Annotated in this window: 22 protein-coding genes; 17 read left to right on the forward strand and 5 right to left on the reverse strand. The window is 68.4% G+C overall.

The features are described from left to right. The first annotated feature begins 8 nt into the window (after window positions 1-8). Complete coding sequence (locus tag AB0H76_RS37960) at window positions 9-806, forward strand: sigma 54 modulation/S30EA ribosomal C-terminal domain-containing protein (RefSeq protein ID WP_357332359.1); 798 nt, start codon at window positions 9-11, stop codon at window positions 804-806. Between the two features lie 10 nt (window positions 807-816). On the opposite strand, the gene AB0H76_RS37965 is transcribed toward AB0H76_RS37960, so the two are convergent. Then, window positions 817-1,449 carry a response regulator transcription factor gene (locus tag AB0H76_RS37965; protein ID WP_357332361.1) on the reverse strand — a complete coding sequence of 211 codons (633 nt, stop codon included), beginning with the start codon at window positions 1,447-1,449 and terminating at the stop codon, window positions 817-819. Window positions 1,450-1,936: 487 nt separating this feature from the next. Here AB0H76_RS37965 and AB0H76_RS37970 point away from each other — a divergent pair, with 487 nt between their 5' ends. The 3 genes from AB0H76_RS37970 (at window position 1,937) to uvrA (ending at window position 8,446) form a co-directional block, all read left to right on the forward strand. Beyond that, a complete protein-coding gene (locus tag AB0H76_RS37970; protein WP_357332363.1) occupies window positions 1,937-2,995 on the forward strand; it encodes a glycosyltransferase in 1,059 nt (352 codons plus the stop codon). A gap of 109 nt (window positions 2,996-3,104) precedes the next feature. Beyond that, a complete protein-coding gene (locus AB0H76_RS37975) occupies window positions 3,105-5,201 on the forward strand; it encodes a glycogen debranching N-terminal domain-containing protein (protein WP_357332365.1) in 2,097 nt (698 codons plus the stop codon). A gap of 230 nt (window positions 5,202-5,431) precedes the next feature. Further along, window positions 5,432-8,446 carry an excinuclease ABC subunit UvrA gene (gene uvrA / locus AB0H76_RS37980; protein WP_357332367.1) on the forward strand — a complete coding sequence of 1,005 codons (3,015 nt, stop codon included), beginning with the start codon at window positions 5,432-5,434 and terminating at the stop codon, window positions 8,444-8,446. 486 nt (window positions 8,447-8,932) lie between these two features. Here the strand turns inward: uvrA and AB0H76_RS37985 are convergent, their stop codons facing one another. Beyond that, the gene (locus AB0H76_RS37985) at window positions 8,933-9,274 is read right to left on the reverse strand and encodes a DUF1844 domain-containing protein (RefSeq protein ID WP_357332369.1); all 342 of its coding nucleotides are present in this window, start codon (window positions 9,272-9,274) and stop codon (window positions 8,933-8,935) included. 364 nt (window positions 9,275-9,638) lie between these two features. Here AB0H76_RS37985 and infC point away from each other — a divergent pair, with 364 nt between their 5' ends. The 5 genes from infC (at window position 9,639) to AB0H76_RS38010 (ending at window position 12,632) form a co-directional block, all read left to right on the forward strand. Next, the gene (infC, locus tag AB0H76_RS37990) at window positions 9,639-10,337 is read left to right on the forward strand and encodes a translation initiation factor IF-3 (protein ID WP_357332541.1); all 699 of its coding nucleotides are present in this window, start codon (window positions 9,639-9,641) and stop codon (window positions 10,335-10,337) included. Window positions 10,338-10,415: 78 nt separating this feature from the next. After that, window positions 10,416-10,610 carry a 50S ribosomal protein L35 gene (rpmI, locus tag AB0H76_RS37995; protein WP_194820336.1) on the forward strand — a complete coding sequence of 65 codons (195 nt, stop codon included), beginning with the start codon at window positions 10,416-10,418 and terminating at the stop codon, window positions 10,608-10,610. A 102-nt stretch (window positions 10,611-10,712) separates the two neighbouring features. Beyond that, entirely contained in the window at window positions 10,713-11,093 is a 381-nt protein-coding gene (gene rplT / locus AB0H76_RS38000; RefSeq protein WP_357332371.1) for a 50S ribosomal protein L20, read from the forward strand. Between the two features lie 26 nt (window positions 11,094-11,119). Then, window positions 11,120-11,917, forward strand: a complete 798-nt coding sequence (locus AB0H76_RS38005) for an RNA methyltransferase (protein ID WP_357332373.1) — start codon at window positions 11,120-11,122, stop codon at window positions 11,915-11,917. A 46-nt stretch (window positions 11,918-11,963) separates the two neighbouring features. Then, window positions 11,964-12,632, forward strand: coding sequence for a class I SAM-dependent methyltransferase (locus AB0H76_RS38010; protein ID WP_357332375.1), 669 nt, complete (start codon window positions 11,964-11,966; stop codon window positions 12,630-12,632). 61 nt (window positions 12,633-12,693) lie between these two features. Here AB0H76_RS38010 and AB0H76_RS38015 read toward each other — a convergent pair whose 3' ends face one another. Next, complete coding sequence (locus tag AB0H76_RS38015; RefSeq protein WP_357332377.1) at window positions 12,694-14,112, reverse strand: DHA2 family efflux MFS transporter permease subunit; 1,419 nt, start codon at window positions 14,110-14,112, stop codon at window positions 12,694-12,696. 90 nt (window positions 14,113-14,202) lie between these two features. Here AB0H76_RS38015 and AB0H76_RS38020 point away from each other — a divergent pair, with 90 nt between their 5' ends. Next, entirely contained in the window at window positions 14,203-14,784 is a 582-nt protein-coding gene (locus tag AB0H76_RS38020; protein ID WP_357332379.1) for a TetR/AcrR family transcriptional regulator, read from the forward strand. Here AB0H76_RS38020 and AB0H76_RS38025 read toward each other — a convergent pair whose 3' ends face one another. Continuing rightward, entirely contained in the window at window positions 14,785-15,141 is a 357-nt protein-coding gene (locus AB0H76_RS38025; protein WP_357332381.1) for a hypothetical protein, read from the reverse strand. Between the two features lie 239 nt (window positions 15,142-15,380). Here AB0H76_RS38025 and pheS point away from each other — a divergent pair, with 239 nt between their 5' ends. After that, a complete protein-coding gene (pheS, locus tag AB0H76_RS38030; RefSeq protein WP_357332543.1) occupies window positions 15,381-16,445 on the forward strand; it encodes a phenylalanine--tRNA ligase subunit alpha in 1,065 nt (354 codons plus the stop codon). A 36-nt stretch (window positions 16,446-16,481) separates the two neighbouring features. Next, window positions 16,482-18,986 (forward strand): phenylalanine--tRNA ligase subunit beta, encoded by a 2,505-nt coding sequence (pheT, locus tag AB0H76_RS38035; protein WP_357332383.1) that lies wholly within the window; start codon window positions 16,482-16,484, stop codon window positions 18,984-18,986. A 61-nt stretch (window positions 18,987-19,047) separates the two neighbouring features. Here pheT and AB0H76_RS38040 read toward each other — a convergent pair whose 3' ends face one another. Next, window positions 19,048-19,617 (reverse strand): DoxX family membrane protein, encoded by a 570-nt coding sequence (locus tag AB0H76_RS38040; protein WP_357332385.1) that lies wholly within the window; start codon window positions 19,615-19,617, stop codon window positions 19,048-19,050. A gap of 55 nt (window positions 19,618-19,672) precedes the next feature. On the opposite strand from AB0H76_RS38040, the gene AB0H76_RS38045 reads away from it, so the two are divergent. From AB0H76_RS38045 to AB0H76_RS38065, 5 genes are all read left to right on the forward strand, one after another. Next, window positions 19,673-20,173: a MarR family winged helix-turn-helix transcriptional regulator gene (locus AB0H76_RS38045; RefSeq protein ID WP_357332387.1), complete on the forward strand. Its 501-nt coding sequence runs from the start codon at window positions 19,673-19,675 to the stop codon at window positions 20,171-20,173. Window positions 20,174-20,225: 52 nt separating this feature from the next. Further along, the gene (locus AB0H76_RS38050) at window positions 20,226-20,993 is read left to right on the forward strand and encodes an alpha/beta hydrolase (protein WP_357332389.1); all 768 of its coding nucleotides are present in this window, start codon (window positions 20,226-20,228) and stop codon (window positions 20,991-20,993) included. Between the two features lie 32 nt (window positions 20,994-21,025). After that, entirely contained in the window at window positions 21,026-21,532 is a 507-nt protein-coding gene (locus AB0H76_RS38055; protein ID WP_357332391.1) for a hypothetical protein, read from the forward strand. A gap of 33 nt (window positions 21,533-21,565) precedes the next feature. Beyond that, window positions 21,566-22,594, forward strand: coding sequence for a hypothetical protein (locus AB0H76_RS38060; RefSeq protein ID WP_357332393.1), 1,029 nt, complete (start codon window positions 21,566-21,568; stop codon window positions 22,592-22,594). Between the two features lie 73 nt (window positions 22,595-22,667). Then, window positions 22,668-23,225, forward strand: coding sequence for a DUF3558 domain-containing protein (locus AB0H76_RS38065; protein WP_357332394.1), 558 nt, complete (start codon window positions 22,668-22,670; stop codon window positions 23,223-23,225). Window positions 23,226-23,234 lie beyond the last annotated feature (9 nt).

The raw sequence follows: 23,234 nt of genomic DNA on the forward strand, positions 1-23,234 counted from the left end.
GGTGTCCTATGAATTCGTCGCAGGCGTTGTATTCGGAGCGCGGCAACGCGCGGGGCAACTCGGAGCAGTGGATGACAGCTGCGGATCCGGGGCTCGCGGTAACCACGCGCGGTGCGGTACCCGCGGCCGATGTCACGCGCGCGGTGCGCGCCATCGGCCGGGTACTGCGCCGCCATCACCTGGATGTGCCGGCGCGCGTGCGTGTTACCGCGCCCGCCGATGTCGACCAGCCCACGGTCGTCCAGGCCAACGTTCGATTGCACGACACTCCGGCGCGGGTGCAGGTCACCGGCCCGCGCGGGTTCGCGGTCACCTTCGCGGTGGAGCGCTTGGATCGCCAGATCGCGCGGCTGGCCTCCAACGAGTCCCGCGCGTTCCCGGATCCGGCGCGCCCGCCGCTGGCGCGGGTCACCGAACCGCGCCCGATCGTGCGCCGGAAGACGGTCTCGCTGCTCACCGGAACGCCCGGCGAGGCGCTGGCCATTCTCGACGCGATGGATTACGACGCGTACCTCTTCCTCGATCAGGAGACGGGGGAGGAGGCGATCGTGCACTGGAACGAACTGCTCGGGGTCGGTGTGGCGCGCCAGCACAGCACCGGCGAGTCCGAGGAGCAGACGGTGAATTCGCTGCCGCTGAGCGTCGATTCGGAGCCCGCTCCGCAGTTGACCGAGCTGGACGCGGCGGCGTGGCTGTGCCGCACGGGCCTGCCCTACCTGTTCTTCACCGACGCCGACTGCGGCCGCGGCCGGCTGCTGTACCGCCGCTACGACGGTGACCTGAGCATCGTGGCGCCCGCCGAATAAACCGGCGGGCCTAGCCCTCTCGCAGTTTCGAGGCCAGCACCGCGGCCTGGGTCCGGCGCTCCATGCCGAGCTTGGCCAGCAGCCGGGAGACGTAGTTCTTGACCGTCTTCTCGGCCAGGAACATGCGCGCGGCGATCTGCCGGTTGGTCAGCCCCTCGCCGAGCAGCGCCAGCAGGCGGCGTTCCTGGTCGGTGAGACCGGCCAGGGGCCCGTCGTTTTCGGCGCTGTTGCGCAACCGCGCCTTCAGCGCCGTCGCCGCCCGGTTGTCCAGCAGCGAGCGGCCGGAGCCGACCGCCTTGATCGCCTCGGCCAGCTCCATCCCCTTGATGTTCTTCACCACGTAGCCGCCCGCGCCCGCCAGGATGGCGTCGAGCATGGCGTGCTCGTCGGTGTAGGAAGTCAAGATCAGACAGCGCAATCCCTCGTTCTCGGCGAGCAGATCGCGGCACAGTTCGATGCCGTTGCCGTCCGGCAGGCGAACATCGAGCACCGCCACGTCCGGGCGCAGCACGCGGATGCCGGCCATCGCCTGGGCGACATCGCCGGCCTCGCCGATCACCGAGAGTTCCGGATCGCTTTCCAGCAGGTCGATGAGGCCGCGACGGACGATCTCGTGGTCGTCGACCAGAAAAACTTTGAGCACGACTGCCTCCCACCGGCGAACGGGCTACCACGCCAAGGTATCTCGTCGCGGGCCACCGCGGCTACACCCCGGCGCGATCGGTTCGAGATCAATTAGTTAATTACGGGTAATGCCGACTCGAATTACTCCGACACGCCAGCTCATTGCGAACCGAAAATAATCTTGCTCGCAAAAATCCGTGCCCGCATCGGGTTTCGAGTATCATAGGACCGAAGTCATTCAACGAGGGCTTAGGGCAGCGGAGCCGCAGGGCCCGTGCACAGTAATCTCGGGAAATGGCATATTCAGCGAATCTTGATTTTTCCAATATCTTCGGCCCCCCGCGCAACTGCCCAGGTTGCGGCTCGGGTGCGGTCGGGATCCATGACGACCAGCGGGATGCTCACTTCCACTGTCTCGACTGCGGTGCGCGCTGGCGACTATCGCACGGGAGGACGATTGTGGAATCCCTGATCGCAGAAGACGACAGTGGCATACGGGCGGCCCGATGAAGATCGGACTAATTGTTCCGCCCTGGGTCCCGGTTCCGCCGCCCGCTTATGGCGGCACCGAAGCCGTCGTCGGAAATCTGGCTATCGGTCTGTCCCGCCTGGGCCACGATGTTCATCTTTTCACCGTCGGGGAGTCCACCTGTCCGGTCAAATGTTCGTATCTGTTCGAACATCCGACCGCGCAGATCGGCGTCGGTGAGGCCGAATTGATGCATGTGCTGCACGCCTACGAGGCGCTCAGTGATTGCGACATCATTCACGACCACACCTCGCTCGGCCCGTTCATCGGCGCCTCGGCCGGCGGTCCGCCGGTCGTGGTGACCAACCACGGTCCCTTCACGCCCATGCGCCAGGACATGTTTCGCGCCATGTCCGAACAGCAGGCGCACATCGTCGCGATCTCGGAGTCCCAGAAGCGGGCCGCGGGGGACCGGGTCCCCATCGACGACGTGATCCACCACGGCATCGATCTGGACGCCTACAAGTACGGTCCGGGCGACGGCGGCTACGTGGTGTTCGTCGGCCGGATGAATCCGGAGAAGGGCGTGCACCGCGCGGTGCAGGTGGCTCGGCTGGCGCGCCGAAGACTCTTGCTGATCACCAAGATCCGCGAGCCCGAGGAGTGGGCCTACTACAACGAGCGGGTCCGCCCGCTGATGTCGCCCGATGATCCGGAGCCCCGCGAGGAGCCGCTGGAGACCCGGGTGGAACTGGTCCGGCACGCCGAGGCGCTGATCAATCCCATCGGCTGGCCCGAACCGTTCGGTCTGGTTATGGCCGAGGCATTGGCTTGCGGCACACCGGTTCTGGCGTTCCCGAACGGCGCCGCGCCGGAGATCGTCGAACACGAGCGCACCGGGTTCCTCTGTCGCGACATCTGGGACATGGCGGACGCGCTCGACCGTGTCGGCACCATCGATCGGCGCGTTTGCCGGACATCGGCAGAGCGACGGTTTAGCCTGCTCCGCATGGCCCGTGACCACGAGCGGCTCTACCGCCGCATTCTGACCGGTGAACGGACGAGCCGGGCGATGGTGCCCGAAACGGTGTCGTGAGGAAGGGCGATGCGCGACCCGAAGTCCTTGCCGGAGCTGAAGACTCGCCGCGATGGTGCGCGCGAGTCCTAGGCCCGGCGCAAGCGCGCCCGCGCGTCGGTGAGACGCCGTGGTGAACAATCCCTGGGGTGACGCGACCGGCGAGGTCGGCGAGCCCAGTGTGGTCGGCGCGGGTGTGACGCTGGTGGAGGGCTCGACCTTCTGCATCAGCGAATCCGGGGGCGTCATGAACCCCGGCCGCCCCGAAGGCCTGTTCGTGCGCGACACCCGGGTGGTGTCGGGCTGGCGGCTGACCGTGGACGGTCAACCGCCGCAACCACTTACGGTGCAGTACGCCGATCCCTACAGCGCGACGCTGCTGGCCCGCACGCCACCGCGGCCCGGCCGGGCCGACAGCACCGCGCTGGTCATCCTGGGTCGCCACGTCGGCGACGGCATGCGCGAGGACCTCACCGTGCGCAACCTCTCCGGCGACCCGATCACCTGCACGGTCGCCCTGGAGATCACCGCCGACTTCGCCGACCTGTTCGAGGTGAAGGAAGGCCGCATCGGCGAGGGGGTGGCGACCCAGACCCGGGTCGTCGCCGACGGCGCGTTCGAGATCAGCCGCCCCGAACTGAAACTCGCGGTCACCGTCGCGGGCTCCGGCGCCACCGCCGCCGACGGCGAATTGCACTGGCAGATCCAGCTTCCCGCGCGCGGTGAGTGGTCGGCGTGCATCCAGTACCGGCCGGCCCTCGGCTCGGAACCGGTGGAGCCGCGCTACGGCTGCGGCAGCCCGGTGTCGCACAGCGCGCCGTATCAGCGTCTGCGCGACTGGTATTCGAATTCGCCGATCGTGCTCACCGAGGACGAGACCCTGGCCGCGGTGCTCCAGCGCGCCGTCGGCGATCTCGGCGCGCTGCGTATCTTCGACCCGCATCATCCCGAGCGCGCGGTCGTCGCCGCGGGTGCGCCCTGGTTCATGGCGCTGTTCGGGCGGGACTCGCTGCTCACCTCGTGGATGGTGCTGCCGCTGGATCGCCAGCTCGCGGTCGGCACGCTGCAGAGCCTCGCGGGCATGCAGGGCAAGGAGATTCGACCGCTGCAGGAGGAGCAGCCGGGGCGCATCCCGCACGAGGTGCGGTTCGGCCGCGCCGCGACGCTGCTGCTCGGCGGCGACACCGTCTATTACGGAACCGCCGACGCCACACCGTTGTTCGTGATGCTGCTCGGCGAACTGCACCGCTGGGGCCTGGACGCCGAGACCCGCGACGAACTGCTGCCGCACGCCGATCGCGCGCTGGAGTGGATCGAGCAGTACGGCGACATGGACGGCGACGGCTTCGTCGAATACGCCCGGGCCGCCGAGCACGGGCTGGCCAACCAGGGCTGGAAGGACTCCTGGGACGGCGTCAACTTCGTCGACGGCAGCATGCCGCACGCGCCGATCGCGCTGGCCGAGGTGCAGGGCTATGTGTACGCGGCCTACCTGGCGCGTGCCGCGCTGGCCGCCGACACCGGCGAGGACGAGCTGGCCGAGCGGCTGCGCGACAAGGCCGCGCGCCTGAAAACGGCCTTCAACGAGCAGTACTGGCTGCCGGACAAGGGCTGGTTCGCGATCGGGCTGGACCGGGACAAGCGCCCGATCGACGCGCTCACCTCCAATATGGGCCACTGCCTGTGGACCGGCATCATCGACGACGACAAGGCCCAGCAGGTCGCCGATCATCTGCTCTCCCCGGAGATGTTCAGCGGCTGGGGCATTCGCACCCTGGGCTCCAACATGGGCGCCTACAACCCGGTCAGCTATCACAACGGCTCGGTCTGGCCGCACGACAACGCGATCTGCGCGGCCGGGCTGATGCGCTACGGCTTCACCGAGCACGCCAACCGGGTGATCGACGGCATCCTCGACGCCGCGGTCCGGTTCGGGCACCGGCTGCCGGAACTGTTCTGTGGTTTCGACCGCTCCGAGTTCGCCTCGCCCGTGCCCTACCCGACCTCCTGCTCACCGCAGGCCTGGGCCTCGGCCACGCCGCTGCTGTTCATGCGGACCATGCTGCGGCTGGAACCGGGCAACGGCGACAAGGTGGTCGATCCGGTGATTCCCGAGCGGTATCTGCCGTTGCGGGTCACCGGGCTGCGGGTCGGCGACGATGTGCTGACCGTCACGGTGAACGACGCCGGCTTCCGCGTGCACGGCCTGTCCACCGAACGGCACTGACCGGCGCTCGTCCCGGTCATCGCGGTGTCACCCCGCATCACCCGATGCGGGGAATCCGCGCGTGCGGCATGCTGTTGAAAAGGGGAGGTCACGCGGGCGGGGAGCACGCTCGGCAAAACTTGTCGGTGGGTCGGCCTAGCATGACGCCGGGGATAAGTCTGGGCACTCGGGGAACCCGGACGCTGCTGGTTCTGGATATATGCCGACACGTTCGAGAAGGGACTCACCTGGTGGCGGAACGCCTCACTGTGCGCGGAGCTCGGGAGCACAACCTGAAGGGGGTCGACCTCGATCTGCCTCGCGACAGTCTCATCGTGTTCACGGGTCTTTCCGGCTCGGGCAAGTCCAGTCTTGCCTTCGACACGATCTTCGCCGAGGGTCAGCGGCGCTACGTCGAGTCGCTGTCGGCCTACGCGCGCCAATTCCTCGGGCAGATGGACAAGCCCGATGTCGATTTCATCGAGGGGCTCTCGCCCGCGGTGTCGATCGACCAGAAGTCGACCAACCGCAATCCGCGGTCGACCGTCGGCACCATCACCGAGGTCTACGACTACCTGCGCCTGCTCTACGCCCGCGCGGGCACCGCGCACTGCCCGACCTGTGGTGAGCTGATCGCCCGGCAGACACCGCAGCAGATCGTAGATCAGGTGCTCGCCATGGAGGAGGGCATCAAGTTCCAGGTGCTCGCGCCCGTGGTGCGTACCCGCAAGGGCGAGTTCGTCGACCTGTTCGAATCGCTCAACGGCCAGGGCTACTCGCGCGTTCGGGTGGACGGCGTGGTCTACCCGCTGACCGATCCGCCGAAGCTGAAGAAGCAGGAGAAGCACGACGTCGAGGTCGTCGTCGACCGCCTCTCGGTCAAGCCGAGTTCCAAGCAGCGGCTGACGGATTCGATCGAGACGGCGCTGCGGCTGGCCGACGGCATCGTGGTGCTCGACTTCGTCGATCGCGACGAGCACGCCCACGATCGGGAGCGGCGCTTCTCCGAGCGGCTGGCCTGCCCGAACGGTCACCCGCTCGACATCGAGGATCTGGAGCCGCGCTCGTTCTCGTTCAACTCCCCGTACGGCGCCTGCCCGGATTGCACCGGCCTCGGCGTCCGCAAGGAGGTGGACCCGGAACTGGTGGTGCCCGACCCGGAGCTCAGCCTGACCGAGGGCGCGATCGCGCCGTGGTCGCGCGGGCAGACGGCGGAGTATTTCAACCGCCTGCTGTCCGGTCTGGCCGAAGCGGTCGGCTTCTCCATGGACACGCCGTGGCAGAACCTGCCGCAGAAGGCGCGCAAGGCGGTGCTCGAGGGCAGCTCCGATCAGGTGCACGTCTCCTACACCAACCGCTACGGCCGGAAGCGTTCCTACTACGCCGATTTCGAGGGCGTGATGCCGTTCCTGCAGCGGCGCATGGAGAACACCGAGTCCGAGCAGATGAAAGAGCACTACGACGGGTACATGCGCGATGTGCCGTGCCCGGTCTGTGACGGCGCCCGGCTGCGCCCGGAGATCCTCGCGGTCACCCTGGGCGCGGGCGGCGATCACAAGTCGATCGCCGAGGTCAGCGACCTGTCCATCGGCGACTGCTCGCACTTCCTGAACGCGTTGACGCTGGGGGCGCGCGAAGCCGCGATCGCCGGCCAGGTGCTCAAGGAGGTGCAGGCCCGCCTGGGCTTCCTGCTCGATGTCGGCCTGGAGTATCTGTCGCTGTCCCGTGCCGCCGCCACGCTCTCCGGCGGTGAGGCGCAGCGCATCCGCCTGGCCACCCAGATCGGGTCCGGCCTGGTCGGCGTGCTGTACGTGCTCGACGAACCGTCCATCGGCCTGCACCAGCGGGACAACCGCCGGCTGATCGAAACCCTCACGCGCCTGCGCAATCTCGGCAACACGCTGATCGTGGTCGAGCACGACGAGGACACCATCCGGGCTTCGGACTGGGTGGTCGACATCGGCCCGCTCGCGGGCGAGCACGGTGGCCAGGTCGTGCACAGCGGTTCCTACGAAGACCTGCTCACCAACCCGAAGTCGCTGACCGGCGCCTACCTCGCGGGCCGCGAGCAGATCGAGCTGCCGCTGGTGCGGCGCGCGATCGACAAGAAGCGCCAGCTCTCCGTGGTCGGCGCGACCGAGCACAACCTGCGCGACGTCGAGGTGAATTTCCCGCTCGGCGTGCTCACCGCGGTCACCGGCGTCTCGGGTTCGGGAAAGTCCACGCTGGTCAACGACATCCTGGCGACGGTGCTGGCGAACAAGCTCAACGGTGCGCGCCAAGTGCCCGGCCGGCATCTGCGGATCAAGGGCCTGGATCATCTGGACAAGCTGGTCCAGGTGGATCAGTCGCCGATCGGCCGCACCCCGCGGTCGAATCCGGCCACCTACACCGGCGTCTTCGACAAGATCCGCACGCTGTTCGCGGCGACCACCGAGGCCAAGGTGCGCGGCTACCAGCCGGGCCGGTTCTCGTTCAACGTCAAGGGCGGTCGCTGCGAGGCCTGCTCGGGTGACGGCACCTTGAAGATCGAGATGAACTTCCTGCCGGACGTCTACGTCCCGTGCGAGGTGTGCCACGGCGCGCGCTACAACCGGGAAACCCTGGAGGTGCACTACAAGGGCAAGACCATCGCCGAGGTGCTGGACATGTCCATCGAGGAGGGCGCGGAGTTCTTCGAGCCGATCTCCTCGATCCACCGCTACCTCAAGACGCTGGTCGATGTCGGCCTGGGTTATGTGCGGCTGGGCCAGAGCGCGCCCACGCTGTCCGGCGGTGAGGCGCAGCGCGTGAAACTGTCGGCCGAGTTGCAGAAGCGCTCCACCGGCCGCACCGTCTACATCCTCGACGAGCCGACCACCGGTCTGCACTTCGAGGACATCCGCAAGCTGCTCAAGGTGATCAACGGCCTGGTCGACAAGGGCAATACGGTGATCGTCATCGAGCACAACCTCGATGTCATCAAGACCGCCGACTGGGTGATCGATATGGGCCCCGAGGGCGGTTCCGGCGGCGGCACGGTGGTCGCCGAGGGCGCTCCGGAAGACATCGCGGCGGTGCCGGGCAGCTACACCGGGCAGTTCCTGAAGGAGGTGCTCGCGGCGCCGGCCGCGCCTAAGAAGGCCGCCGCCAAGAAGGCAGCCGCCAAGAAGGCGCCCGCGAAGAAGGCCCCGGCCAAGAAGGCGGCGGCTGCCAAAGAACCGGCGAAGAAGACGCCGGAGCAGACCGCGAAGCGCTTGTCCCGCAAGGCCGCAGCGCTGCGCTGAGTTCGTCCGCAGTGTGGCGTCGCCCGATGATTCGGGCGGCGCCATACTGCTTTTCCCGCTTCTGCCCCAAAAGTGAAACACGCGTGTGTACGATCTGCTCACCTGTTCGGGACGGAACGGACAGCAGTGCAACGCGAACCGGGTACCGGGCGTGCCCGCGATCGCCGCGGGGCGCTGGAATCCGGTGTGAAGGAAAGGAACACGCGATGGAAGGCGTGGATATCGGTGCCATCATCACCCAGATCCTGGGCTTGATCACAGGCTCGTCGCTGAACTACACGCCGGGCAAATAGTCGCTGGCGATCTGGAAAGGAAGCACACTATGGACAGCGGAAGCGCGGGCTTCGGTGCCATCTTCACGGCACTGGCCAACTTGATCTCCAGCGGCTCCTCCATCTCGGTGACGCCGCCACCGCCGGCGTAGCGCCGAGTCAGAAACGAAAAACGGGATCGGCGCGCGGCCGATCCCGTTTTTGCTTGTCCGGATCAGTAGACCGGGCCGGTGTACTTCTCGCCCGGGCCCTTGCCCGGCTCGTCCGGATGGGCCGAGGCCTCGCGGAAGGCGCGCTGCAACGATTGCAGCGCCTCGCGGATCGGGCCGGCGTGCGGGCCGAGGTATTCCACCGAGGAGGTGACCAGCCCGGCCAGCGCGGTGATCACGCGGCGGGCCTCGTCCAGATCGCGGCGCGGGCTGGTGTCCGGGTCCTCGTCGGCGAGCCCGAGCTTCTCCGCGGCCGAGCTCATGAGCATGACGGCAGCGCGGCTGATGACCTCGACGGCGGGGATATCGGCCAGGTCGCGAATCGCGGTATCGGGCTGTTCAGTCATGATGGAAACCCTAGGCCGTGTCCGCGGGGCCGACTCGAGCGGGGGAGACGCCTCGATTTCGGCTATAGCGTTCGGCAATGCTAGACTATTCGCTGACGACCGCCCCGGTCGTTCTCTGCGTGGGCCTAGCTCATGGGAAAAGCGTGCTGGGGCAGATAAGTGGAGCCCGACTCCCACCGTTGCCCGCGAGCAATCGTAGAGGTTAAACGGTCCGGTCTCCCGCCCCACTCGGGCGGGTTCTTGTGCGGAGTATTCCTCGCGTGCAAGTAGGCGCGAGTTGTGCGCGTCTGAAGACCGGTCGACTCGGGCCCCGTGACGGTAGAAATACCGCTCGGGGCCTTTGTGTTGAAAAGGGGTTGCAGTTATTGCTTGCGGTCGTCCGACGACACCGCTTGACCTAGGAGGCCCCATCAGCACTGAGACCCGCATCAACGATCGCATCCGTGTTCCCGAGGTTCGGCTCATCGGACCCAGCGGCGAGCAGGTTGGGATCGTGCGTGTTGAAGATGCACTACGCGTCGCTCTCGAAGCCGATCTCGACCTCGTCGAGGTAGCCCCGGACGCTCGTCCGCCGGTCTGCAAGATCATGGACTACGGCAAGTTCAAGTACGAGACGGCGCAGAAGGCGCGTGAGTCTCGCAAGAACCAAGTGCAAACCGTGATCAAGGAGCAGAAGCTCCGGCCGAAGATCGACGACCACGACTACGAGACCAAGAAGCGCAACGTCGTTCGCTTCCTCGAAGCCGGCTCGAAGGTCAAGGTGACGATCATGTTCCGTGGCCGCGAGCAGTCGCGTCCGGAACTCGGTTTCCGGTTGTTGCAGCGCCTGGGCTCCGACGTCGCCGAGTTGGGTTTCGTCGAGACCTCTGCCAAGCAGGACGGTCGCAACATGACCATGGTCCTCGCCCCGCACAAGGGCGCGAAGACGCGGGTTAAGGCGCAGGAGGATTCGGCTGCGCGGCCGCAGGCAGCTGCGCCGCGTCCCGCCGCCACTCCGGCGCCTGCGGCTCCCGCCCCCGCTGCGGAAGCGCCGACCGCTGCGCCGCCAGCGCCGCAGTCGTAGCGACTGCTCCGCAGCAGTACCGATCAGCACACCGGTAGTCCTCCCACGGGGTACCGGCACGACCAGATAGAGGAATCCATGCCGAAGATGAAGAGCCACAGCGGCGCCTCGAAGCGTTTCAAGGTTTCGGGCCGCGGCAAGCTGCTGCGCCAGCAGGCGAACCGTCGCCACTTGCTCGAGCACAAGTCGTCCCGCCGGACTCGTCGTCTGGATGGCACGGAGTCGGTTGCGGCCGTCGACGTCCCTCGCGTCAAGAGGCTGCTGGGTCTGTAAAGACCTCTCGCAGCACCCCGCGCGATCCGGTTCCACCGGACGCCGACTACCGACCAACCGGGCGCCGCAACGCGCCCCCTATTTCGACTTAAGGACTGACCAGTGGCACGCGTCAAAAGGGCCGTCAACGCTCAGAAGAAGCGCCGTTCCATCCTCGAGGCCTCCAAGGGCTACCGGGGCCAGCGCTCGCGGTTGTACCGCAAGGCCAAGGAACAGCAGCTGCACTCGCTCACCTACGCCTACCGGGACCGCCGGGCGCGCAAGGGTGACTTCCGCAAGCTGTGGATCGCCCGCATCAACGCCGCGGCGCGCATCAACGACATCACCTACAACCGCTTCATCCAGGGCCTGAAGCTCGCGGGTGTCGAGGTCGACCGCAAGATCCTCGCCGAGCTCGCCGTCTCCGACGCCGAAGCCTTCGCCGGCCTGGTCGCGATCGCCAAGGCGGCGCTGCCCGCCGATGTCAACGCTCCGGCTGCCTGAGATTGACCGATACTTCGGAACGACCCGTGGAAGCGCTCTCCGAGCGCAATCCACGGGTCGTTTCTTTCGTCAAGCTGCATCGTTCGGTGCAGCGGCGCAAGACCGGGCTGTTTCTCGCCGAGGGCGCCAACTCGGTGGCGTCCGCGCTGGAGACCGGCCGGGTCGAGGAGCTGTTCTTCTCCTCGAAGGCCGCGGCGCGCGAAACCGAACTGGTCGCCGGCGCCGCCGCGCGTGGTGTGCGCACCACGCTGGTGAGTGATCGCGCCGCCGAAATGCTGGGGGAGACCGTCACCCCGCCCGGCCTGGTCGCGGTCTGCCGTCAGGTGGACGTGCCGCTGACCGACCTCCTCGCCGCGTCCCCGCGCACGCTGGCCGTGCCGGTCGAGATCAGCGACCCCGGCAACGCCGGCACCCTGATCCGCGTGGCCGACGCCGTCGGCGCGGCCGGTGTCGTACTGGCCGGCGACTCCGTCGACCCGCACAACGGCAAAACCGTCCGCGCCTGCGCCGGCAGCCTCTTCCACGTCCCGGTGGCCCGCGCCCGCGACATCGACGCCACCCTCACCGCCCTGGAAGGCGCGGGCATCGCCCTGCTCGCCACCACGGCCCGCGGCGAGGTCGATCTGGACGAGGCCGACGATATCCTGCGCGGCCCGGTCGCCTGGCTCTTCGGCAACGAGGCACACGGCCTGGATCGCGCCGTCGCCGACCGCGCCACCCACCGCATCCGCATCCCCATCCACGGCCGCGCCGAAAGCCTGAACCTCGCCGCCGCCGCCTCGATCTGCCTCTACGCGAGTTCGCGCGTCCAGCACTCGAAATAGCCGGTGGCCGAGCAGGTTCTCGGTCCGCCGCACCTAGGATCGGAGGGTGCGGTTACTCGATGATGTGGCGTTGGAACGATCCTCGGTGGTCGCGAACAACGCGATGAATCGGCAGCGGCGGTTGACCGGGTCGAATGGGTATGGGCGGGATCTCGGAATCGATGTGGCCGAGGTGATTCGGGGGCGGCTGGCGGCGGGCGCGGAGAGCTTCCGGTGGCTGGATCTGTGTTGCGGGTCGGGGAAGGCGTTGCTGGAGTGCGCGGAATCGGTCGGCGATGACCGGCTGCGGATCACCGGGGTCGACCTGGTGGACGCGTTCGCGGCGGGGCCGCGGCGGGGTGTCGAGTTCGTGACGGCGTCAGCGCTGACGTGGGAGCCGGGGGAGCGCTTCGATCTGATCACCTGCGTGCACGGCTTGCATTACCTCGGGGACAAGCTGAAAGCCCTTGCGGCAGTGGCTTCGTGGCTCACCGAGGACGGCCTGTTCGTCGCGAATCTGGATCTGGCCGCGATCCTGCCGGCCGGCGACCGTCCGCTCGATCGACGCCTGCGCACCGCGCTGCGTTCTCAGGGTTTCGACTACGACGGCCGCCGAAAGCGGATCGGCCGCCGTGGCGCCGCCACGGTGACGCTGCCGTTCACCTATCTCGGCGCCGATGACAAGGCGGGCCCCAACTACACCGGCCAGCCCGCGGTCCACTCCTACTACCGCTGACAGCACACTGCCGCGCAGGGTTTCGCTCGAGGCGAGAATCACTGCGCGGCAGGAAGTTCGATCAGTGCTTGGCGGTGATGTGGCGCGGCACGAACAGCGAGATCACCGCGCCGACGGCGACGACGCCCGTGCCCACCCAGACCGCGGGGACCAGTCCGTCGACGAAAGCCTGCGGGTCCAGGTAGGACCCGTGCGAGGCGAACACCGAGGCCAGGATCGCCACGCCCATGGCGACACCGACCTCACGCACCGTGCTGTTGGTGCCCGAGGCCATGGCCTGCTCCTCGGGTCCGGCGCTGGCCATGACCACGGTCGCGCTGGGCGCGAAGGTGAGCCCCATGCCGATGCCGCCGAGCAGGAACGGCCCCACGAACGAGCCGTAGGCGGCGTCGACGGTGATGATCAGTGCCATCCAGCCCAGGGCGACGGTCAGCAGGAACTGGCCGAGGGCGAGCAGGGTGCGCGCGCCGACCTTGTCCACGATCATGCCCGCGATGGGCGCGACCACCATCGGCGCCATGGTCCAGGGCATGGTGCGGATGCCGGACTCCAGCGGCGAATAGCCCTGCACCACTTGGAAATACTGGGACAGCAGGAAGATCGTGCCGAAGACGCCGACGGAGAAGGCGAAGCCGGTGGCGTTGGCGACGCGGAACGCGGTCGAGCGGAACAGGCGCAGCGGCAGCATCGGGTGCGGCGTCCGCAGTTCCCAGACGATCATCGCCGCGAGCAGGACACCGCCCGTGATGAGCGCGCCGAGCACCTTGGCCGAGGTCCAGCCGTCGTCGGCGCCGTGCACCACGCCCCAGACGACGGCGAGCACGCCACCGGCCGACAGCACCAGCCCGATCGGGTCGAGTTTGCGTGCGCCGCCGAAGGATTCGGGCAGCACCCGGGCCACGAACGGAATCGCGAGAATGCCGATCGGCACGTTCAGCCAGAAGATCCACTGCCAGCTCAGACCCTCCACCACGGCGCCGCCGACCAGCGGGCCGAGGGCGACGCCGAGGCCGGTGATGCCGCCCCAGATGCCGATGGCGGCGCTGCGCATCTTCGTCGGCACCGCGACCGAGAGCAGGGTGAGCGAGAGCGGTAGCACGCCGGCCGCGCCGATGCCCTGAATCGCGCGGGCGGTGATCAGCATCCACGGTTCGGTGGCCAGCGCGCAGGCGGCGGAGGCGACGGTGAACAGCGCGATGCCGCCGAGGAAGACGCGGCGGCGCCCGAGCCGGTCGCCGACGGCGGCGGCGGTGAGCAGCAGCGAGGCGAAGGCGAGGGTATAGGCGTTGATGAACCACTGCAGGTCGGTCAGCGACGCACCCAGTTCGGTGCGGATCACCGGGAGCGCGTTCGTCACCACGAGGTTGTCCAGCACCACCATGAACATGGGGATGCCGACGGCGGCGAGTACCGCCGCGAGCGGGCGGGGGCGGGGTGGCTCGGCCGTCGTTGCGGCGGCGGGCGCGAGGGTTTCGGTCATGTCCAGCCTTAGTTGTTATTGACTGATAACTAACTTCTCGAAGAGTATGCATCGGCTGATAACATGTCAATACCACGTGAGAGGAGCCCTGTGAGTTCCACCAGAACGCGGATGACCGCGACCGATCGTCGTGCCGAAGTGCTCGCCGCCGCCGTCACCGCCTTCGCCGAATCCGGTTACGCCGCAACGAAAACCGACGAGATCGCGCGCCTGGCCGGGGTCTCTCAGCCCTACGTGATCCGGTTGTTCGGCAGCAAACAGCAGCTGTTCGTCGGAGTGATCGAGCAGGTCTGCGGCCGGATCGCGGAGATCTTCCGCGCGGCCGTCGCCGACCTGGAACCCGGCGCCGGCCCCACCGAGTCGATTCAAGCCCTCGGCAAGGCCTACGACACCTTCCTGGAGGAGCGCGAACCGCCGCTGTGCATGCTGCACGGCTTCACCGCCAGCGTCGACCCGGTCATCGGCGACGCCGTCCGGTCGGCCTTCGGCGGGATCTACCAGCTGGTCCGCGAACTGACCGGCGCGGAGGTGACCGATGCCCGTCGCTTCATCGCCACCGGCATGCTGCTCAGCGTCATGAGCGCGATGGGCGTGGTCGGCCAGGACGCCCTGCCGGTGCCGTGGGCCGACGAGATCCTGAACGACATCCAGGACTCACCCGACCCCTGCTGATCAGGCGCCGCGCACTGCTAGCTCGATCGTCCGGACCGCCTCATCGACCTTGTTGACCACGAACAACTCGACGGATCCGTCGGCGAGGTGCAGGCGTAGCCGCTTGCGCAGACCCCCGTTGAACATCCGGCCGTCGGCATCCTGCACGCCTACGGCGCTGATCTCGCGCAGCGGGGCGTGCCAGGAGTGGCCGCCGGTCAGCCCGTCGAAATGATTCGGTTCGAACAGCAGGCGCGCCGGCGTCAGGTAGAGCTTGCCGCCGACAGCCCGGTTCTGCGACTGGGTCCGATTGGCGAGTTGCTCCCAGCGGATTTGCTCGGACTTGTCCAGCCTGGGTGCCCGCAGCCAGATGCCCATGTGTTTCCCCTCCCGGTCGTGAGCGACGTCTGAAAGTCATTGTCGCCCAGCGGCAATTCGGCAGTTCGGAATTGGACAAATCGGCCGATAGCACAGGGTGGGCGGCCACGGAGCGGTAATCCGGATGAAGTCCGCGTGGCGCATCGAATACGATTGCGACCAGCAGCAATGTGGGTGGGCGATGAGCCGGGCCGCGTGCTGTCCCATATGCAAGCCGATCCCCAGGGGAGAGTCGAACCATCGTGGCCGACAACGACGCAGTCGAGCAGACCGGCAACGCGCTGACCGAGGAGGCCCTCGCCACCGCCGCGGCCGAGGCCGAGAAGGCGTTCGCGGCTGCCGCCGATCTGGACGCGCTCGCGGTCGCCAAGACCGAGTTCATGGGCGGCAAATCGCCGATCGCGCTGGCGCAGCGCGCCCTGGGCACGCTCCCGAAAGAGGAGAAGTCCGACGCGGGCAAGCGGGTGAACGTGGCCCGTCAGCGCGTGTCGCAGGCCTTCGAGACCCGTCAGCAGGAGTTGCAGGCCGAGCGGGACGCCGCGGTGCTGGTGGCCGAGGCCCTCGATGTCACCCTGCCCGCGACCCGCGCCGCCGCCGGCGCGCGGCACCCGATCACCGTGATCTCCGAGCAGATCGCCGATGTGTTCGTCGCCATGGGCTGGGAGATCGCCGAGGGTCCCGAGGTCGAGACCGAGCACTTCAACTTCGACGCCCTGAATTTCCCGCCGGATCATCCGGCCCGCGCCATGCAGGACACCTTCTACATCGCGCCGGAGACCTCGCGGCAGGTGCTGCGCACCCACACCTCGCCGGTGCAGGTGCGCTCGATGCTGACCCGCGAGCTGCCGATCTACGTGGCCTGCCCCGGCCGCACCTTCCGCACCGACGAGCTCGATGCCACCCACTCGCCGGTGTTCTCGCAGATCGAGGGCCTGGCCGTGGACAAGGGCCTGACCATGGCCCACCTCAAGGGCACGCTGGATCTGCTGGCCCGGGCGCTGTTCGGCCCGGAGTCCGAGACCAGGATGCGGCCCAGCTACTTCCCGTTCACCGAACCCTCGGCCGAGCTCGACGTCTGGTTCCCGGACAAGAAGGGCGGCGCCGGCTGGGTCGAGTGGGGCGGCTGCGGCATGGTGAACCCGAAGGTGCTCATCGCCAGCGGGATCGATCCCGAGGTGTACAGCGGCTTCGCCTTCGGCATGGGCATGGAGCGCACCCTGCAGTTCAAGAACGGGCTGCCCGATATGCGCGACATCATCGAGGGTGACGTGCGCTTCACGCTGCCCTTCGGCATCCAGTCCTGACCTGACCATCACCCGATCGAGGAAGCGAATCAACCCGTGCGAGTAGCGCAGTCCTGGCTCACCGAAATCTTGCGGCGCACCACCCCCGAGTGGGCGGTGACGCCGGAGGAGCTCGACGCCGCGTTCGTGCGGGTCGGCCTGGAGGTCGAGGAGGTCGAGCAGCTCGAGCCCATCGCCGGCGAGGGGGACGGGCCGCACCTGGTGGTCGGCCGGGTCGCCGAGATCACCGAGCTGACCGAGTTCAAGAAGCCGATCCGGTTCTGCAAGGTCGAGATCGGCCGGCCGGAGTTGCAGGAGATCGTCTGCGGTGCGACGAACTTCCAGGTCGACGACCTGGTGGTCGTGGTGCTGCCGGGCGGTGTACTGCCCGGCGGTTTCCAGATCTCCTCCCGCAAGACCTACGGCCACACCTCCAACGGCATGATCTGCTCGCTCGCCGAGCTGGGCCTCGGCAAGGAGAGCAGCGGCATCCTGGTGCTGCGGCCCGGCACCGCAGAGCCCGGCGCCGACGCCAACGAGCTGCTGGGTCTCGGCGATTCGGTGATCGAGCTGGCCATCACCCCGGACCGCGGCTACGCGTTCTCGGTGCGCGGCCTGGCCCGCGAGGTGGCCTGCGCCTACGACCTGGAGTACGCCGATCCGGCGGTGCGCACGTTGCCCGACAGCGCCGAGGAGGCGTGGGCGGTCAAGCTGGATCCGGAGTCGCTGTGCACCCGGTTCGCGCTGCGCCGCGTCACCGGCGTCGACCCGGCCGCGGTCAGCCCGTGGTGGTTGCAGCGACGCCTGCTGCTCGCCGGTGTCCGCCCGATCTCCCCGGCCGTCGACGTCACCAACTACGTGATGCTCGAACTCGGCCAGCCGCTGCACGCCTTCGACGCGTCGAAGGTCAACGGCACCCTGGTGGTGCGCCGCGCGAACCGGGGCGAGACGCTGCGCACCCTGGACGACGTCGAGCGCGTGCTGGACCGCGAAGACGTGGTGATCGCCGACAATTCCGGCGTGATCTCGCTGGCCGGCACCATGGGCGGCGCGAGCACCGAGGTCGGCGCCGCCTCCACCGACATCCTGCTGGAGGCCGCGACCTGGAACCCGGTCGCGATCGCCCGCACCGTGCGCCGGCACAAGCTGCCCTCGGAGGCGGCCAAGCGTTTCGAACGCGTCGTCGACCCCGAGGTGAACCTGGCCGCGCTCGACCGCGCCGCCGCGCTGCTGGTCGAAATCGCCGGTGGCACAGTGGAATCCGTCGTCACCGACGTGCGGGTCCCGGTTCCGGCCGCCGCGCCGATCGGGATGGACATCGACCTGCCCGACCGCACCGCCGGCATCGCCTACTCGACCGGCACCGCGGCGCGGCGCCTGGCGCAGGTCGGCTGCCAGGTCGAGGTCGGGGTCAGCGACTCGGGTCACGGCCAGCTGGTCGTCACCCCGCCGAGCTGGCGGCCCGATCTCACCCAGCCCGCCGACCTGGTGGAGGAGGTGCTGCGGCTGGAGGGTCTGGACAAGATCCCGTCCGTGCTGCCCACCGCGCCCGCCGGCCGCGGCCTGACCCCGGCCCAGCGCCGGCGTCGTGCCGTCAGCCGGGCGCTGGCCTTCGCGGGCGCCATCGAGGTGCCCTCGCCGGTGTTCCTGGCCGGCAGCGTGTTCGACGTGTGGGGCCTGGACGCCGACGACCCGCGCCGCAACACCATGAAGGTGCTCAACCCGCTCGATGTGGAACGCGCCGATCTGCCCACCACGCTGCTGCCGGGTCTGCTGGAAGTGGCCGGGCGCAACATCTCCCGCGGCGCGCGCGATCTCGCCATCTTCGCGATGGCCCAGGTCGTCCAGCCGGTCGAGACGACGCGCGCCATCGACGCGCTCCCGGTGGACCGCCGTCCGACCGACGAGCAGATCGCCGAGCTGAACGAGTCGCTGCCGCTGCAGCCGCTGCACATCGCCGCCGTCCTCACCGGGCGTCGCGAGCCGCGCGGGCCGTGGGGGCAGGGCCGCCCGGCCGAGGCGGCGGACACGTTCGCGCTGGCCGACGCCGTCGCCGCGGCGGCGGGTGTCACCATCGAACGCCGTGCGGCCGCCTACCTGCCGTGGCATCCGGGCCGCTGCGCCGAGCTGGTCGTGGACGGCGTCGTCGTCGGGCACGCGGGCGAGTTGCACCCGGCGGTGCTGGAGCGGGCCGGTCTGCCCAAGCGCACCTGCGCGATCGAGCTCGATCTCGACGCGCTGCCGCTGCGCGAAAACCGGCCGGTCCCGGCGGTTTCCGCGTTCCCGGCGGTACTGCAGGACGTGTCGGTGAGCGTGGAGAAGGCGGTCCCGGCCGCGTCGGTGGAGGCTGCGCTGCGGTCCGGCGCCGGTGAACTGCTCGAGGACGTCGCGCTGTTCGACGTCTACGAGGGCACGCAGGCGGGCGAGGGGCGCAAGTCGCTGACCTACGCGCTGCGCTTCCGCGCCGCCGATCGCACCCTCACCGAGGACGAGGCTTCGGCCGCTCGCGACACCGCGGTCGCCGCGGCGGCCGAGTCGGTGGGCGCGGTGCTGCGCGGCTGACGCGCCGATATCGTCGAGACCCCTGTGGCGCGAATGCCACAGGGGTCTCGTGCTTTTCGGGTCAGGCCGGTGCCGGGTAGCCGACCGGTCGGCGCACTGGCGGGGCGGCCGTCGCGGTCGAGAACGCGCCCGCGGCCAGGACGGCCACGGCATAGCCGCTCATGGCGTCGAAGCCGACCGAGGTCAGCATGGCCAGCCCGAACGTCGCTAGCAGCACCGCGGTAGCGGAAGCTGTTGCACGCGTGGCGAATCCGACGATCAAGGCCAGTCCGAGCACGGTTTCCGCGACGGTGGCCGTGACGGCCGCGGGGGTCGCGAGGGTTTCCAGGAAGCTCGGGAGCAAGGACGCCGTGTAGTCGGTGAACGCGTCGAAGGAGCCCCACGAGACGCCGGAATCGCCTGGCGCGCCGAGGAATCCGAAGCGATCGGCGACCGAGCCCAGCAGGAGCAGGCCGAGGACGACGCGCACGACGACGGTGATCGCCCGGACCCGGGCGGCGGTGCCGAACTGCACCGCGACACAGCCGACGGCGATCGCGGTGATCCAGCCGATCGAACCGTGCAGGAACAGGAGCCAGAGCAGTTCCGCGGTGAGTGCGACGCCGGTGAGAACCAGGGCGACTGTGCGCATCTTCGTGCCTCTCGAATAGTAAGGTGCCTTACTAAAGGTAGGAGTGGAGGGAAAAATGGTCAAGCGCCTTACTAATCCACTGGTGGATCGTCCGGCCCCGCTGGGCAATCTGCTCGCGGCGGCGGCGCGCACCCTCGCGGCCGAGCTGGACGCGGGCATCGCCGCTGCGGGTTTCGCCGACGTGCGCGCCGCGCACGCGCCGGTGTTCCAGCTGATCGAACCCGCGGGCACCCGGCTGACCGTGCTGGCCGAGCGCGCCGGCATGACGAAACAGGCCATGGGCGAACTGGTCCGGCATTTGGACCGGCAGGGCTATGTCGAGCTGACCGGCGACCCCGGCGATCGCCGGGCCAAGCTGGTCCGGCTGACCCGGCGCGGCTGGGCCGTCGTCGACGCGGGCGTGGCGGTGATCGAACGCTTCGACCAGCACCTGGACCAGATCGTCGGCGCGCCCGAGGTGGCCCGGCTGCGCCGCACCCTGCTCGGCATCATCGACGGCGCGGGCTCGAGCTACGCCGCCGAGCGGCAGGGCACCGCCGCGCTGCGCATCGAGTGAACGTCCGGGGTGGTGCTTTCCGTAGGCGGGCCGATGCGGGTATGAACTAGGCATGCGACATCCGGCCGCCCCGATCCTGAACGCGCTGACATACATGCGGGATCGGCGCATCCTGCAGACGCCGGCGGTGCTCGGGCTGGAATACGAGGACCTGTCGATCCCCACCGCCGACGGCGAGACGGTGCACGCCTGGTGGCTGCCCGCCCGGCGGTCGATCGGGCACGTGCTGTTCGCGCACGGCAACGCCGGGAACGTCGGCGACCGCGTGCCGATCTACGCGCTGCTCACCGAGGCCGGATTCGACGTGCTCGCGTTCGACTATCGCGGCTACGGGCGCAGCACCGGGCGGCCCAGCGAACACGGGACCTACCTCGACGCCCGGGCCGCGCGTCAAGCGCTCCTGGAGCGGCCCGGTGTGGATCCGGATCGCGTTGTGTACCTGGGGAAGTCGCTCGGCGGCGGTGTCATGCTGGAGCTGGCGACCGCGCACCCACCGGCCGGGCTGATCCTGATGTCCACCTTCACCGGCATCCGCGACGCCGCGCGCTCGGTCTACCCGTTCCTGCCCGCGCCGCTCGTGCCGAACGCGTATCCGAGCCTGCGCCGCATCCGCAAACTGCGGGCCCCCGTGCTGATCATGCACGGCGACCAGGACGAACTGCTGCCCCTGCGGCACGGCGAACGCCTCTACGAGGCCGCGCCCGAGCCCAAGCAACTGGAGATCTTCCCCGGCGCCGGGCACAACGACTTGATCTTCGCCGCGGGCCCGCACTGGATCGAGCTCGTCCGGACCTGGGCCAAAGGCGTTCTCGGGGACTGACCAGACCGTCGCCGCGTGCGTAGCCTGGCTTTATGACTGAGTACAGCGAGATCTCGGCTCGGCTGGCGGCGCTGTCGGACGATCAACTGACCGTGGTGCTGCAAGCGGCCACGGCCGGGCGGCCGGCGTTCTGGGCGGTCCGCGCCGCCCTCGACGAGATGGCCGGCGTCGGCAATGTGACACCGGGCACCGATGTGAGTCCAGCCACTGCGGCGCCCGGCGTGCATGACCAGGTCACGGGCGGCGGCGTATCGGGCCAGGTGGGAGCGGCCTCTACGGTACCGGCGGTACCGGTACACCCCGCCGGTATCCCGGACGCACCCGCGCCGGGCGGATATTCCAGCGGTGGAGTCCCTACTTTCGAGTCAGTTCGCGATAAGGTCGAGCAGCGCTTCGGCACCGCGCAGGGGATGGGTGAACTCGACCGGCAGACCCCGGCGGGCCGCAGCGCCGACGAACAGTGGGAGGCGCGCGAGAAAGCCGCGCGCGAGCGCCTGGACCGGATACGGAAATCGATGCACGACAACGACACTCCGTAGTCGCGGTCCGGATACACCGGACGAAGGAAGACTATGACCGAGCCGCGCGAGATCGCCGAACGACTACTCGATGCCCAGGTGGAGTTCCTGCTCGCCGAGGTGACCGGTGAGCGGTTCGCGGAAGTCATCGCCCGCGACACCGAAGCGGTGCTCGGCGTCGCCGACACCCTGATCTTCCGCGACATCGTCGAGATCGCCGACGCCAAGGAAACCGTCCGCAACATCATCGACCTGATCGGCGGCAGCCCCGTCCTGGCCGACATGGTCGGCGTCTTCGCCGACCAGATCTACGACACCATCGCCGAGAACCACGACTACACCCTCGGCCAGGTCGTCGACCGCGAACCCGTGGAAGCGTTGCTGGAGAAGATCTTCGGCATGCACCAGGCCCAGGAACGCATCCTGGACCGGCTCACCGAGAGCCCGCTCGTCGCCACCGTCGCCTCCAAGTTCGTCGACAAGCTCGTCAACGACTTCGTCGCCGCCAATCGTGAACGCGCGGAAAAGATTCCGGGCGTCTCCTCGCTCATGTCGCTGGGGCAGTCCGCCGCCAACCGGGCCAAGAAGGCCGCCGACGGCACCTTCGTCGGCGACCTCGCCGGCAAGGGCGCCATGTTCGCCCTCAAGCGCACCAACAACGCCATCCGCGAGATGCTGCGCGACGCGCCCGTGCACTCCGCCGCCATGGAATTCTGGGACCTGCACGCCGACGAACCGGTCAGTGGCCTGCGCGAATACCTCACCCAGAAGGACCTCAACGAACTGGTCCTGATCTGCTACGAGATCGCCATCACCACCCGCGAGAAGGAGTTCTTCGGCGAACTCGTCGACGAATGCGTCGAGGTCTTCTTCACCAAGTACGGCGATTACACCCTCGCCGCCATGCTCCCCGAACTCGGCCTCTCCGGCGACGACATCGCCAAGGAGATCCTGCGCTACGGACCCGCCGTCATCGAGGGCGCGAAGGCAAATGGGGTGCTGGGCAAGCTGATTCGCGAACGGCTCGAGCCGTTCTACACCTCGGACGTGGTCCTCGGCATCCTCGGTGGCGTCAAGGCGTGAGGTTCGTGGGGCGGAGCTCGGGCACCTGCTAGTCTCGCGGGGAAGATTCCATCGAGGGCCGGGGGTGTTTGCAATGCGGAAAATCGCGGCTGCGGCGGGGGTATGCGCTGTGGTTCTGGTCGCAGGGTGCTCGAGCACGGTTGGTGGGTCCGGGGGGCCCGAGAGTAGTCCGGCGTCGACCGGTGCGAAGTTGACGAAGGATCAGTTGTGGGATCCGTGTTCTTTGCCGGATTCAGTGATCACTTCGACGGGTGCGGATCCGGCGACCAAGGACCCCGATCCCGCGCTAGGGGAGCGGGGTGAGTGGAAAATTTGTCAGTGGCGGGCCTCTAAATCGGATGGCCGCTGGGGGCACTACATCGCGGTCTCCTCAACGACTTACACCATGGACGAATTCCGTAAGAACACCTATTACCGCGATTTCCGCAGTACCCAGGTCGCTGGCCGAGAGGCGTTGCAGTTCTACCTTGGGTCGAGACAGCCTCCGCTGGAATGCGCATTAGCGTTCGATACCAGCCAAGGGGTAGTCCGTATCAAAGCCAGCAAGTTCGTCGACAGTGAAACGACCACTGATCCGTGTGCGCTCGCGATGCCGGCTGCCGAGAAGATTGTCGACTTGATCCCTCGCTGAGCAAGGCTC

Origin of the sequence: Nocardia sp. NPDC050712, assembly GCF_040654295.1 — a bacterium.
Lineage (GTDB): Bacteria > Actinomycetota > Actinomycetes > Mycobacteriales > Mycobacteriaceae > Nocardia.